General features: G+C 72.7%; 13 protein-coding genes. 6 read left to right on the top strand and 7 right to left on the bottom strand.

All coding sequences use genetic code 11. The features are described from left to right. Positions 1-318: 318 nt before the first annotated feature. Entirely contained in the window at positions 319-1,092 is a 774-nt protein-coding gene (locus tag MB828_RS32650) for a beta-glucanase (RefSeq protein ID WP_301651328.1), read from the top strand. 61 nt (positions 1,093-1,153) lie between these two features. Here MB828_RS32650 and MB828_RS32645 read toward each other — a convergent pair whose 3' ends face one another. Further along, complete coding sequence (locus MB828_RS32645; protein ID WP_301651387.1) at positions 1,154-1,975, bottom strand: oxygenase MpaB family protein; 822 nt, start codon at positions 1,973-1,975, stop codon at positions 1,154-1,156. Positions 1,976-2,137: 162 nt separating this feature from the next. On the opposite strand from MB828_RS32645, the gene MB828_RS32640 reads away from it, so the two are divergent. Next, on the top strand, positions 2,138-2,311 hold the full coding sequence (locus MB828_RS32640; protein WP_165941503.1) for a hypothetical protein: 174 nt from the start codon (positions 2,138-2,140) through the stop codon (positions 2,309-2,311). Between the two features lie 38 nt (positions 2,312-2,349). Here MB828_RS32640 and MB828_RS32635 read toward each other — a convergent pair whose 3' ends face one another. Next, complete coding sequence (locus MB828_RS32635; protein WP_301651327.1) at positions 2,350-3,597, bottom strand: glycoside hydrolase family 3 N-terminal domain-containing protein; 1,248 nt, start codon at positions 3,595-3,597, stop codon at positions 2,350-2,352. 268 nt (positions 3,598-3,865) lie between these two features. Beyond that, positions 3,866-4,807 (bottom strand): L,D-transpeptidase, encoded by a 942-nt coding sequence (locus MB828_RS32630; protein WP_133024595.1) that lies wholly within the window; start codon positions 4,805-4,807, stop codon positions 3,866-3,868. A gap of 554 nt (positions 4,808-5,361) precedes the next feature. On the opposite strand from MB828_RS32630, the gene MB828_RS32625 reads away from it, so the two are divergent. Continuing rightward, positions 5,362-5,781 (top strand): DUF485 domain-containing protein, encoded by a 420-nt coding sequence (locus MB828_RS32625; protein WP_133024144.1) that lies wholly within the window; start codon positions 5,362-5,364, stop codon positions 5,779-5,781. Next, positions 5,778-7,385: a cation acetate symporter gene (locus tag MB828_RS32620; RefSeq protein ID WP_301651326.1), complete on the top strand. Its 1,608-nt coding sequence runs from the start codon at positions 5,778-5,780 to the stop codon at positions 7,383-7,385. Before MB828_RS32625 ends, MB828_RS32620 begins: the two co-directional genes overlap by 4 nt. Positions 7,386-7,410: 25 nt before the next feature. Here MB828_RS32620 and MB828_RS32615 read toward each other — a convergent pair whose 3' ends face one another. Genes MB828_RS32615 through MB828_RS32600 form a run of 4 tightly spaced genes read right to left on the bottom strand, consistent with a single transcriptional unit; the run spans position 7,411 to position 11,610 of the window. Next, positions 7,411-8,433: a sugar phosphate isomerase/epimerase family protein gene (locus MB828_RS32615; RefSeq protein WP_301651325.1), complete on the bottom strand. Its 1,023-nt coding sequence runs from the start codon at positions 8,431-8,433 to the stop codon at positions 7,411-7,413. Continuing rightward, entirely contained in the window at positions 8,430-9,698 is a 1,269-nt protein-coding gene (locus tag MB828_RS32610; RefSeq protein WP_301651324.1) for a Gfo/Idh/MocA family protein, read from the bottom strand. Before MB828_RS32610 ends, MB828_RS32615 begins: the two co-directional genes overlap by 4 nt. Further along, entirely contained in the window at positions 9,695-10,813 is a 1,119-nt protein-coding gene (locus MB828_RS32605) for a Gfo/Idh/MocA family protein (protein ID WP_301651323.1), read from the bottom strand. Before MB828_RS32605 ends, MB828_RS32610 begins: the two co-directional genes overlap by 4 nt. Continuing rightward, complete coding sequence (locus MB828_RS32600; protein ID WP_301651322.1) at positions 10,813-11,610, bottom strand: sugar phosphate isomerase/epimerase family protein; 798 nt, start codon at positions 11,608-11,610, stop codon at positions 10,813-10,815. Before MB828_RS32600 ends, MB828_RS32605 begins: the two co-directional genes overlap by 1 nt. Before the next feature lie 82 nt (positions 11,611-11,692). On the opposite strand from MB828_RS32600, the gene MB828_RS32595 reads away from it, so the two are divergent. Both MB828_RS32595 and MB828_RS32590 read left to right on the top strand, forming a co-directional pair. Beyond that, positions 11,693-12,322 carry a TetR/AcrR family transcriptional regulator gene (locus MB828_RS32595; RefSeq protein ID WP_301651321.1) on the top strand — a complete coding sequence of 210 codons (630 nt, stop codon included), beginning with the start codon at positions 11,693-11,695 and terminating at the stop codon, positions 12,320-12,322. Between the two features lie 34 nt (positions 12,323-12,356). After that, positions 12,357-13,022: a nitroreductase gene (locus MB828_RS32590; protein WP_301651320.1), complete on the top strand. Its 666-nt coding sequence runs from the start codon at positions 12,357-12,359 to the stop codon at positions 13,020-13,022. Positions 13,023-13,040 lie beyond the last annotated feature (18 nt).

The raw sequence follows: 13,040 nt of genomic DNA, 5'->3' as shown, positions 1-13,040 counted from the left end.
TCCTCCCGAAAGGGCCTTGATTCAGCCTTCGTGGGAGACCCGATCACAAGAGAGCTGAGGCGTAAGCCATTTGGACTGCCCTTGACTCGAACCTGTCATAACGGGCAGGTGCGGCGCAGAGTCAGTCGCACCCGGCAGTCCGGCACCGGCCGTCGTGGGGCGCCGGCCCCCGTGGGGCGCCTGCGGCATGCCCGTCACCCACTCGCGTCCCACGCGCTGCCGCTCCTCCCAGCACCGCATGGCCGACCACGCATCCGGGAAGCAATCCGGCATTTCGACGCCGCCGTCGGCCACCGTCGGCCACCGAGGGAGCAACAAGTGAGCGATGTCGTCTTCACGGCCGATTTCACCTCCGAACGCCAGTGGGTCGCGGGACGTTCCTGGGCCTATCCCGACGGCGGCCCGACCAACCCCGGCGACAACAAACTCGACTGGCTGACCGCGGACCCCGCCTACTCCCGCTCCGGCACGTTCCGGGCCACCCGCAGAGCGGACGGCTGGTGGAAGAGCGGGCTGCTCACCACCGAGGGCAGCGCCGAGGGCTTCCAGGTCCGCACCGGGGACCAGCTCCGGGCCGAGGTCTGCCTGCCCACCGGGGCAGGTGCCTGGCCGGCGATCTGGACCTGGCGAGACGGCGGCAACGAGGTCGACGTGTTCGAGTACCACCCCGACAACCCCGACCTGCTGGAGCTCACCAACCACGTGCGCGACGGGCACACCTACCTCCACCACCCGTCGGTACGCCCCGGTGCGACGGTCGCCCTCGGCGTGACCTTCGGCCGCCGCAGCGTCGTCTGGACGCTCGACGGCACCCAGGTCTTCGCCGACGGGCGCGGGGTCGGCTCCGGCTGGCACGCCTACCTGATCGTCAACCTCTCGGTGTGCGCGGGCCGTTACCACCCGCGGCCGGATCCGGCGGTCGACGAGCTGTCCTTCCGGGTGTCGAACCTGGTGGTACGCCGTCCCGGGCTGTCGCATGCGACGGAGCCGCACGTGGAGGCCGACGCGGTGGGAGAAGCGATGGGCGAGACGGTGGGAGAAGCGGTGGGCGACGCGGTGGGCGAGGCGGTGGGCGAGGCGGACCCTGTCTGAACTCCGGGGCGCCGGTGGGCTTCGCGCCGTCAACCCGTGCCGGGCAGTGGGCTTCGCGCCGTCAACCCGTGCCGGGCGGCGGGCTCATGGCCCAGCGGATGGTGCGGGTGAGCAGGTGGCCGGCCGGGCGGACCGTGACGTCCTCGACGACCCCGAGACGCGGCAGCCGCAGCAGGGTCCGGGCCCAGGAGGGCAGCAGCGTCAGGGCGTTGGCGGCCAGGACGCCGTACAGGGGGCGGAAGGGCAGCGGCAGCGGGGGCTCCAGGAGCAGGAAGCGGGCCGCCGCGCGCGCCTCGGGGGTGGCCCTGAGCTCGGGCCGGTAGGCGGCCAGCCGGCCGGACAGGGCACGCCGGTCGCGGGGCGGGTCCGGCACGCCGAGCGCCTCGGCCACCCGCGCGGTGTCGGCGACGTAGGCGTCGTACCCGGCCGGGTCCAGCGGGCCGGAGCCGTAGCGCTCGTGGGCGCGCAGGAAGCACTCCGTCTCGGCGGCGTGCACCCAGCCCAGCAGCCGGGGGTCGGCCGCGTGGTACGGCTCCCCCTCCGGGGTGGTCCCGCGCACCTGCTCGTGGATGTCCCGCACCTGGTCGACGGCGGCCTGCGCGTCGTCCGCCACGCCGTAGGTCGTCACCGCCAGGAAGGCGCTGGTGCGTTGCAGCCGGCCCCAGGGGTCACCGCGGTATCCGGAGTGCGCGGCGACGGCGGCCATGGCCAGGGGGTGCAGGGACTGGAGCAGGAGGGCGCCGAGTCCGCCGACGAACATCGAGGCGTCGCCGTGGACAACGCGGATCGGACGCCCGGGGGCGAACCAGCGCGGGCCCGGTGTGTCGTGGATGCGGGCGCGGACCGCCGGTCCGTCGGGGCCCGCCACCCGGCGGAAGAGCATCGCACCCAGCGACGCACGGACATCCGGCACCACGGCTGCCACCTTCCTACCCCTGCATGTTTTCACCGGCCGCCGGGCCTGTCACCCCCGTCCGACGGTGCCCGGCTTGTGAAGGGGATGTGGGGGCAGACGGGATGCATGCTGCTGAGAGGAGACTGAATCATGCTCGGCCTGGTGGGGGCGGCGCTGTTCTTCATCGCCTTCCTGATCAATGCGGGGAACATCGGCACCAACGATGTGTTCACGTCCACGAACCTGATGCTGCTGGGACTGACCGCCCTGGCTCTGCACGTGGCGGGCGTCGGCGCGGGGTGGAGGTACCGCGGCCGACGCTGACAAGGACGCAGGTCCCGTTGCGGATCCCGCCGGCGGGCTCAGCCGCAGCTGAGCCGGCCGGCGTTCGCCTTGGCCGTCAGGACGCGGTGCACGGAGGCGGCCACCTTGGCACTGAAGGCGGCGTCCGTCGCCATCCGGGACTGCACCGCCTGCGCCATCGCCGGCACGGTGGACGGTTTGACCGTGAGGATCATGTCGCCGCCCGCGGACAGGAAACCGACCGCCCGCTGTGCCGGGGTGTAGGCGCGTACCGCGACCGCCTGCCCGATGTCGTCGGAGATGACGACTCCCTTGAACCCGAACTGGGTGCGCAGGAGCTTGTCGATCACGGTCGGGGAGAACACGGCCAGGTGCGCCGAATCGATCTTGGTGTACTTCGCCGAGGAGACCATGACGAAGGGCGCGCCGGCCGCGATGCCGCTGCGGAACGGCGTGAGGCTCGCGCTGGAGGTGGTGGTGACCGAGTCGACGACGTTCGCCGTGGTGTCGGTGTTACCGATGACCTGGCCCAGCCCCGGGAAGTGCTTGAAGGTCGTCATGACACCGGCCGCCGAGAAGCCGGCGGCGAAGGCACCGCTGTGCGAGGTCACGACGGCGGGGGTGTACCCGAACTCACGGTGGTAGCGGCCGATGGGGGCGTTGCGGGTACCCAGGCTGGCGGGCACCACGTCGGCGACCGGCGCGAGGTCGAGATCGAGACCCGCCGCCTTGAGCTGCTTGGCCCAGGTGGTGGCGCGGCTGCGCAGGGTGGTCGTGCTCCAGGTGCCCTGGGTCAGGGCGGCGGGGATGACCGAGAAGCCGGGACCGTTGAGAACCTGGACCTGTCCGCCCTCCTGGTCGGTGGAGACGATCATTCCGACCTGCCGGCCGCCGACCGTGTCCGCCTGCTTGCGGATGTTGTCGACGATCTTCCTGGTGGCCGTGGTTCCGGCGGAGCTGCGCCCGGTCAGCATGACCGACCCCACGTGGTAGGTGCGCAGTGTGCGCAGGTCCGTGGCGCTGGGGGCGTTCGCGGCGACCCCGCCCATGAGGAGCTGGCCGACGCGCTGGGCCGTGGTCATCCCCGCGTAGACCTTGTCGACGCAGGTGGTGGCGGCCGTCGCCGTCTTCTGGGGCGCCGCCCGCCCCGCCGGGGTGCCGGGGCGTGCCTCGGGCGCGCGGTGGGCGTCCTCCCCCGCGGCCGGCCCGGTGCACGCACAGGTGGCGAGCAGGGTGGTGGCGAGGCCGACGGCGGTACGCCGGACCGCGGAGCGGCCGCCCGCGCGCCGACGGACAGGTGTAACCATGGTGCGCTCCTGACTCCCGGGGTGCAGGACACGGGCACGGCGGACGGGCACCGATCCGAGGCACTGCTCGCCGGCACTCCGCCACGCCCCCACACGCTACGCCGAACGGGTGGCGTCTGCGCGCTGTGGCGGGGGCCCGCCGGAGCGCGCCGCGGTTGGCGTCCGCGCGCTGTGGCGGGGGCCCGGCAGGCGCGCCCCCGGTGTGCTCCCGGTGTGCTCCCGGTGTGTCAGTGGGGGTACTGGGCGGTCGCGTCTCCGCGGTGGTGGTTCACAGCGTGGCCGTCGTGCCCGATCCGGAGGCGCTGCCCGCCAGCCACTGGGACCAGTCGACGTTGAAGTCGGCGTAGCCGTTGTCGGCGGGGGCCTTGCCGCGGGGGGAGCCGGTGATCGTGACGGGGTCGCCCTGCTTGATCTGGCCGTAGAACCACTTGGCGTCCGCCATGGACAGGTGGACGCAGCCGTGCGAGCCGCGCGCGCTGCCGCTGCCCGGGTAGGGGTCGCCGGTCGAGTAGTGCACGTACGTGCCGGACTGGGTCAGGTGGACGTCCCAGGGCAGCGTGAGGTCGTAGTAGTTGGGGCTGCCCTTGTCGCAGCTGATGCCGACGCTGCAGGAGGTCATGTGGACCTTCTCCTGCTTGTCGATGACGGCCATCGTGCCGTCCCACGTGGGGTACTCGGCGCTGCCCGCGTTGATCGACAGGGTGCGCAGCGTCTGGCCGTTGCGGGTCACCTTCATGGTGTGGCCGGTCACCGAGACGTCGGCGCGGACGTCGTCGCCGATCGTGAAGGTGTGCGTGTAACTGTGCACGCCGTAGCGGCCGTTGCCATTGCTGACGCCCGTCATGTCGGCGTCGATCCGCACCTTCGTGCCCGACGGCCAGTAGGTCTTCGGCCGCCAGTCGGCGCGCTTGTCGCCCATCCAGTGCCAGGCGCCCTCCACCGACTGCGAGGCGCTGACCTTCATGTGCTTCTCGACGGTGGCCCGTGCCTTCTCCGCCACCGGGTTCGTGAAGATCACCGAGATCGGCATGGCCACGCCGACCGTGGTGCCGGTCTGCGGGGTGATCGTCTCCAGCAGCATCGGCGGCCCCGCCGGCTTCGTGGGCGAGGGTGACGTACTCGCGCTCGCACTCGGCTTGCCCGACGCCTTCGCGTCCTGACCGCTCGCGTTGTCACTGCCCCCGCCGCAGGCGCTCACGCCCACCAGCATCGCGACCGTACCGAGTGCGATTCCTATGCCGCCCCTGCGCCGTCCCACGCCCTGCCTCACTGTTCTCGCTCATTTCGCTCCGCGGTCCCGGGAACCCCCACTGGTCCCGAAGACCCCCACTTCCTGTGGGACCCGCCGGCACGGGTCGCCGGTTCCGTGCGGCGCGTAAAGCATGGATCAAGAATCCGTACGCGCCCCCGGAACGTCGACGGATGCCTGGGGCTCCCGAGGTGTGCGACGGCGCACTTTTCGCACAATCCGCGCCACCCCGCGCTCCCATAATGCTTCATCACCTCCTCGGTGGAGATCCCACGGTCAGGTCCGCGTGCTGTGGATCGCCTGTGGCGACCCTGGTCGTACCTCTGGCGGTCGGCGCCCACGCCGGGGACCATGGCGCCTGATCACCCACGTCGACGCGCGAGATGCCGTCCCGGACGACCGGCGCCACCGCCTTCTCCCCACGCGGCCGTCGCACGGCGTCCGGTCGCCCGAACCGCTCTTCCCCGCACGCGGTCCGTCGCAGCCGGGCCCGGGCCATCGCAGGAGGTGCCGACATGTCCCCCGACTTCCCCGAGTTACCCGCGGCCCAGTCCTCGTACGACCGTCCGCTGCCCAGCTGGTCGGACGGCCAGGAGCCGGCCGGCACCCTGGTGCCCCGTCCGCGTCCCGGGGCGCACCGCACACTGCGGCTGCTGCGGCGGGCGTACCGGTGGCACCGGCGGGTGGCGGCCATCACCGCGCTCGGCTACTTCGTCGCCTTCCTCACCCTGACCGTGAAGGCCCCGGCCCTGATGGCCCGGCCGGGCCCCGGCGGCCTGCCGACCGGGCTGGTCCTGGCCCTGGCCCAGATACCCGTGACCTGGCTGGCGGTGCTCGTCCACGAGGCCGCCGCGCGCCGGTTCGTGGATCCCCTCGCGCGCCGGGCCCGCCGGCAGGCGCGGGTCGCGGTGCCGGACCGGGAGCAGGCGCTGTGACCGGCTTCAGCGGTCCGGCCCAGTCCTGGTCCCTCGTCGCGTTCTGCTCGGTCGTCGCCCTGACCCTGCTGCTGTGTGTGCTCACCGGCCCGGAGGCGGACGACCTCGCCGAGTTCTACACCGGCTACCGGACCCTCTCGCCGCTGCGCAACGGGCTCGCCGTCGCCGGTGACTACATCTCCGCCGCGACCGTCCTCACCATCGGCGGGATCATCGCCCTGTGCGGCTACGACGGGATCGTGCTGGCCCTCAGCGCCCTGCTCTCCCTGCTGTTGCTGATGTTCCTGCTCGCCGAGCCCCTGCACAACACCGGCCGCTACACCATGGGCGACGCGCTGGCCCACCGTCATCCGGCGCGTTCCGTACGCGTGACGGCCTGTCTGGTCACGCTCGCCGCGCTGGTGCCGATGATGGTCGTGCAGCTCGCCGGGGTCGGTGAACTCCTGGCGTACGTCCTCGGGTTCGACGACCCCGCCATGAAGGAGGGGTGCGTCGCCGGGGCCGGGGTCCTCATGATCAGTTACGCGGCGCTGGGCGGGATGCCCGGCACCGCGCTGGTCCAGATCTTCAAGACCGTGGCGCTGCTGGGCTCCGGGCTGGTGGTGAGCTTCCTGCTGCTGCGCATGTTCGACTGGCAGCCCCAGGCGCTGTTCCACGCGGCGGCCCGGCACAGCGGGGCGGGGCCCGCCTATCTGACGTGGGGTCTGCAGTACTCCAGCAGTCCGCATCCCGCACTCGACATGGCCAGCACCCAGTGCGCGGTCGTGCTGGGCGGCGCCTGCCTGCCGCACGTCACCATGCGGATGTACACCGCGGGCACCCCGCGCCAGGTGCGCCGGGCGATGTCCTGGGCGGTCTCCTCGGTGACCCTGTTCATCCTGATGCTCACGCTGATCTGCACCGGTGCGACCGCGCTGGTCGGCCATGAGCGCATCGCCGCCGCCGACGCGCACGGCACGACCGCCTATCTCCTGGGCGCCCGCGCCGCGTTCGGTACGACGCTGTCGCGGCCGGAGAGCCTGCTCTTCGCCACCGTCACCACCGCCGTCTTCCTCACCCTGCTCGCCTCGGTCGCGAGCATGACGCTGGCCTGCGCCAACACCCTCGCCCACGACCTGACCGCGTCCCGCGCGAAGCCCCTGGCACCGTCCAGGGAACTCGGCCTCGCCCGGTTCTGCGCCCTGGCCGTCGGTGTGCCCACGGTCCTGCTGGCCGCCCTCGCCCAGCACCGCAGTCTCCAGCCCCTGGCGACCGTCTCCTTCACCCTGGGGGCGTCGGCCATCGCCCCCGCGCTCCTCTACAGCCTCTTCTGGCGCCGCTACACCCGCAAGGCGCTCCTCGCCACGCTCGTCGTGGGTTCCCTGAGCGTCCTGGCCCTGACCCCCGGCACCACCCTGGTCTCGGGGACACCGCTGTCCGCCTTCCCCGACGCCGACTTCGCCTGGTTCCCCTACAACACGCCCGCCCTGGCCTCCGTACCGGCGGGCTTCCTGGCCGGCTGGCTGACCACCGTGCTGTCCGGCCGGCGGGCCACCGAGCGCGAACGCAGCCGCTACGAGGCGCACGAACACCACCTCCTCACCGGCACGCCCCCACGGCCCTAGGGCGTGGGGGCGTCCGGCGGGGCGGTCACTGGTTGCTGAACGCGGCGTCGAAGGAGGCCTTCGGGGTGGGCCACAGCAGCGAGCGGACGAAGGTCACCGCCTCGGCGGCGCCGTGCAGGCGGTCCATGCCGGCGTCCTCCCACTCGATCGAGACCGGGCCGGTGTAGCCGATGGACTCCAGGGCACGGAAGGCGTCCTCCCAGGGGACGTCGCCGTGCCCGGTGGAGACGAAGTCCCAGCCGCGGCGCGGGTCGCCCCACGGCTGGTGCGAACCGAGGACACCGGCGCGGCCGTTGCGCGGCCGCAGCCGGGTGTCCTTGCAGTCGACGTGGTAGATGCGGTCCTTGAAGTCGGTGATGAACCCGACCGGGTCGATGTTCTGCCACATCATGTGGCTGGGGTCCCAGTTGAAGCCGAAGGCCTCGCGGTGGCCGATCGCCTCCAGGGCGCGGACGCTGGTCCAGTAGTCGTAGGCGATCTCGCCGGGGTGGACCTCGTGGGCGAAGCGCACGCCCTGGTCGTCGAACACGTCGAGGACCGGGTTCCAGCGGGCGGCGAAGTCCTCGTACCCGGCGTCGATGACGGCGGCGGGGACCGGCGGGAACATCGCGACGTAGGGCCAGATGGAGGAGCCGGTGAAGCCGACCACCGTGTCCACGCCGAGTTTGCGGGCCACCCGGGCGGCGCGCTTCATGTCCTCGGCGGCGCGCTGCCGGACCCCTTCGGCGTCGCCGTCGCCCCAGACGTACGGGCGCAGGATCGCCTGGTGGCGGAAGTCGATGGGGGCGTCGCAGACCGCCTGGCCGGCCAGGTGGTTGGAGATGGCGTGCACCTGGAGGCCGTGCCGGTCGAGGATCTCCAGACGGGAGGCCACGTAGGCGTCGTCCTCGTCGGCGCGCTTCAGGTCGAGGTGGTCTCCCGAGGCGGCGATCTCCAGGCCGTCGTAGCCCCACCCGGCGGCGAGCCGGGCGACCTCCTCGAAGGGCAGGTCGGCCCACTGGCCGGTGAACAGGGTGACGGGGTGGGTGGCTTCGGTGGCCGCGGTCATACGGGGTCCTCCGTCTCGGGCGGGGTCTCGATCCAGGTGCCTTGCCGGGCGGCGGAGGCGAGCACGGCCTCGGTGAGCCGGGCGGCGCGCAGGCCGTCGGCGAACGTCGGCATCCCCTCGGGGGTCTCGCCCCGGACGGCACGGTATACGTCGGTGACGAACGCGGTGAACGCGTCCTGGTAGCCCAGCGCGTGTCCGGGCGGCAGGACCGACAGGCGGGCGGAGTCGGGCGCGGCGGTGGCGGGGTCGCGCAGGAGGAGCTGGGAGCCCTCGCGGCCGCCGACCCACAGTTCCTCGGGGCGTTCCTGTTCGAAGCGCACGCTCCGGCGGGTGCCGTGGAGTTCGAGGGTGAGGCTGTTCTTGCGGCCGGGGGCCAGCTGGCTGACGAGCAGGGTGCCGAGCGCCCCGTCGCCGAGTTCGACGAGGAGCGCGGCGGTGTCCTCGTTGGTGACCTCGGTGTCGCCGCGTCGGCCGAAGACGGTCCGGGTGCGGGCGGCGAGGCGGTGGATGCGCTGTCCGGAGACGAACTCGACCAGGTCGCACAGGTGGGAGCCGATGTCGGCGAAGGCCCGGGGCGCACCGCCGGCCCCCGGGTCGGCGCGCCAGTTGGTGTCTCCGGGGTCCAGGAGCCAGTCCTGGAGGTAGGCGGCGTCCAGCGTGAGGACGGTGCCGATCCGTCCGTCCGCCACGAGGGCGCGGGCCTGACGTGCCATCGGGTGGTAGCGGTAGACGAAGGGGACCGCGCCGATCCGGTCGGCGGCACGGGCGGCGCGGACCAGTTCCCCGGCGTCCGCGGCCGTGGTCGCCAGGGGTTTCTCGCAGATGACGTGGGCGCCGGCGGCCAGGGCCGCCAGGGTGTGTTCGTGGTGCAGGCTGTTGGGACTGCACACGTGGACGATGTCGAGGTCACCGGCCGCGGTGAGGCCGCGGGCGTCGGGTTCGGCCCGTTCGGCGCCGAGTTGCCGGGCGGCCTGCTCGCCGCGTGCGGCCGTCGAGCTCGCGAGGGCGACCTGACGGCCGCCGGCGGCCCGGCTCGCGCGGGTGTGCACGGCCGCCATGAACCCGCCGCCGATGAACCCGGCACGCACCGGCCCGGCCTGCGAGGGAACCACGTGCGGCAGACCGGCGGGTGGCAGCTCCTCCCGCGGCGCACCGGCGGGGGGCAGGCCGGCCTGCGACGGGTCGGCGTGCGGCAGACCGGTCCCCGGCGGGTCGGCTCGCGGTGGACCGGCGATCGGGGAGTCGGGGTGCGGCGGCTCGGTCACAGGGTGGCTCCGTAGGGGTCCCGGTCCTCGGGGACGAGCGGTATCTCGGGGGCGGCGCTGGTGACATGGACGGTCTCGCCGGAGGTGACGGCTTCGTCGATGGAGATCATGACGTCGAGGACGTGGTGGCCCAGGGCTCCGCTGGCGATGTGGGAATGTCCGCCGCGGACGGCCCGTGCCATGTCGAGGACGCCGAGGCCGCGGCCCGCCTCGGTACCGACGGGCGTGAGGGTCTCCCACTCCGCGTCCCGGCCCCGCTCTGGCACCCGCGTGATCCGTACGTCGCCCGCGAAGGTGTTGGGGTCGGGCAGGACGAGCGTGCCCTCGCTGCCGGTGATCTCGACGAACCCGGTGCGGGTGAGCGGGGAGTCGAAGCTGAACACGCTCTGCCCGACACCGCCGCCCTCGAACTGCGTGAGCGCGGAGACGTGCGTGGGCACGGCCACGGTGAACTCGGTGCCGGCCCGCTCGCCGCTGCGCACCGTACGGACCGTGCGGGCGGTCGAACCGAGCGCGGCCACCCGGGAGACCGACCCGAACAGGCAGATCAGGGTGGTGAGGTAGTAGGGCCCCATGTCGAAGAGGGGACCGGCGCCCCTGGCGAACAGGAACTCGGGGTTCGGGTGCCACAGGTCGGGGCCCGCGTACTGCATGACGGTCTGCGCGGACAGCGGGGTGCCGATGTCGCCGCGGGCGATCGCCCGCAGGGCGGTCTGGAGGCCGGGGCCGAGGATCGTGTCGGGGGCGACTCCGACCCGCAGGCCGGCCGCGGCCGCCTGGTCGAGGACGGCACGTGCGTCGGCCCGCTCGACGGCGAGGGGTTTCTCCGACCAGACGTGCTTGCCCGCGGCCAGGACCGCCGAGCTGACCTCGGCGTGCACGGCGGGAACGGTCAGGTTGACGACGATCTCGGTGTCCGGGTGGGCGAGGACGTCCGCGGCGGTGCCCCACTGTTCGACGCCGTACTTGCGGGCCTGGGTCTCGGCGCGAGCGGTGTCGAGGTCGCCCACGACGGTCACGCGCAGGTCGGGGAAGCGGGTGAGGTTGGCCAGGTACTGGTCGCTGATGTTGCCGGCGCCTATGACACCGACGCCGACCGGGTGGTGTGCCGTCATCAGGCGATGCCCTTCCCGTTCAGGTAGGAGACACCGGTGGCGATGCCCTCGAAGACGTCACCGTCGTAGTGGTCGAACTCCAGCACGGCGTACTCGGCGTGCGGGGCCGCGGCCAGCGCGGCGGCCAGCGGGATCTGCCCCTGGCCCGCGGCGACCTGGCCGGTGTCGGCGGGGTCGAAGGGGGCTCCCGAGGTGAACGGGTCGTCGATGACGGGTCCGTCCTTCACGTGCAGGGCACGGACCCGGGAGCCCAGGCGGCCGAGGAGGGCGACGACGTCGTTGCCGCCGGCCGCGGCCCAGAACAGGTCGATCTCCAGGGCGACTTCCGGGGCGAGCAGACCTGCGAAGTGGTCGAAGGCGTTGACTCCCGCGACGGTGTGCACGAACTCCTGGGAGTGGTTGTGGTAGCCGACCCGCAGTCCGTGCCCGGCGGCCCGCTCGGCGGCCTCGTTCAGGAGCGCCGCGGTGCGGGCGATCTCCTTCTCGTCGGCCCACCGGGCCGCGGGCACGAACGGGTCGAAGAGGATCTCCACTCCCAGGCGCCGGGCGGCCCGGAACGTGTCGTCGAGGTCGGTCGCGGACACGCCGTCGGGCGAGAGGAAACCGGCGTGTCCGGTCTTCGCGGCCAGGCCGTGCCGGGCGAGCGCGTCGGCGAGTTCGTCCGCGCGGTGCACGAAGCCGAAGGCCTCGACGGTGGTCAGTCCCAGGGCGGCCAGGCGGCCGAGGACGGCGTCTTCGTCGGCCTCCAGGGCTTGGCGTACGGAGTAGAGCTGCACCGACAACTGTGGTGTCGACAAGGGGAACTCCTCTCGTGGCGGACGGCCGGGAACAGAATACCGACAGGGCTGCTGGTTTCTATAGGTCGTTAGCATCTCGTTCATGGCAAGGGAAACAACGCGGGACGCGGCGGCTCCCCGGAACTACCCCAAGGGGGAGCGCCGGCGTGCCCAGATCATCGAGGCCGCGTTCGCCGCGTTCGGACAGGTGGGCTACCGCAACGCGAGCATGGTCCAGCTCGCCGCCGCCTGCGGAGTCTCACGTGCGGGACTGCTGCATCACTTCCCGACCAAGGAGTCGCTCCTCGAGGCGGTCCTGGACGCGCGCGACCGCCAGGACGGCGAGCACTTCCTCGAGTCGGGCGCGCTCAGCCAGGACGGCGTCGCGTACTTCGCCGCCATGATCCGGCTCGTCGCGCACAACCAGGCCAACCCCCTCATCGTGAGCCTGTTCGCGGTGCTGTCCAGCGAGGCGACCGCGGCGGACCACCCGGCGCGTCCGTACTTCGTCGCGCGCTACGAACGGACCCGTCGCGAGATGCAGTCGGCCGTCGACGACCTGGCGCGGCGCGGGCTGCTGCGGTCGCACGTGGACGCGTCGCGGCTGGCGGCCGACCTGGTGGCGTTCCTCGACGGCCTCCAGGTCCAGTGGCTGCTCAGCCCGGACGAGATCGACATGCCGGAACACCTGCGCGCGATGCTGCGCTGCTTCATCAGCGTCGAACTTCCCTAGTTTCCATCGAGGTTCTGCGAAAGGTCGGGGCGGCGTGGATGTGTACGAGGCGGTGGACAGCCGCCGGGCCGTACGGGCGTTCAGTGACCGGCCGGTGCCGCGTGACGTTCTCGAACGGGTGCTGGCCGCGGCGACGCGGGCGCCGTCGAGCGGGAACCTCCAGCCCTGGCAGGTGTACGTGGTGTCCGGGGAGCCGCTGGCCGAGCTGAAGCGGCGGGCGACGGCGAGAGCGCTGGCGGGCGACCCGGGCGACGAACGGGAGTTCCCGATGTACCCGGCCGAGCTGACCGCGCCCTTTCACGAGCGGTTCGCCGCCGCGGCCGCGCAGCGGTACGCGGCGCTGGGCATCGACCGCGACGACCCGGACCGGCCCGCGAGGATCGCCGCGCTGAACGCGGGGGCCTTCGGGGCGCCGGTCGTGCTGTTCTGCTACCTCGACCGGACGTTGGGCCCCGGTCAGTGGGCGGACGCCGGGATGTACCTGCAGACGGTGATGCTGCTGCTGCGGGCGGAGGGGCTGCACAGCTGCCCGCAGGTGATGTGGACGACGTACCGCAGGACGGTCGGCCGGCTGGTCGGCGCCGGGGACGGACCGGTGCTGCTCTGCGGGGTCTCGGTGGGGTACGAGCAGGAAGGGGCGCCCCGAGTACGCACCGGGCGGGCCCGTCTGGCGGAGACGGTGACCTTCGTCGGATCGTGATCGCGGGCCCGTGAGCCC

The sequence above is a fragment of the Streptomyces arenae genome (assembly GCF_022343545.1).
Lineage (GTDB): Bacteria > Actinomycetota > Actinomycetes > Streptomycetales > Streptomycetaceae > Streptomyces > Streptomyces humi.
Note: the sequence above shows the minus strand (reverse complement) of the source record. Positions and strands in the feature narration are given on the sequence as shown.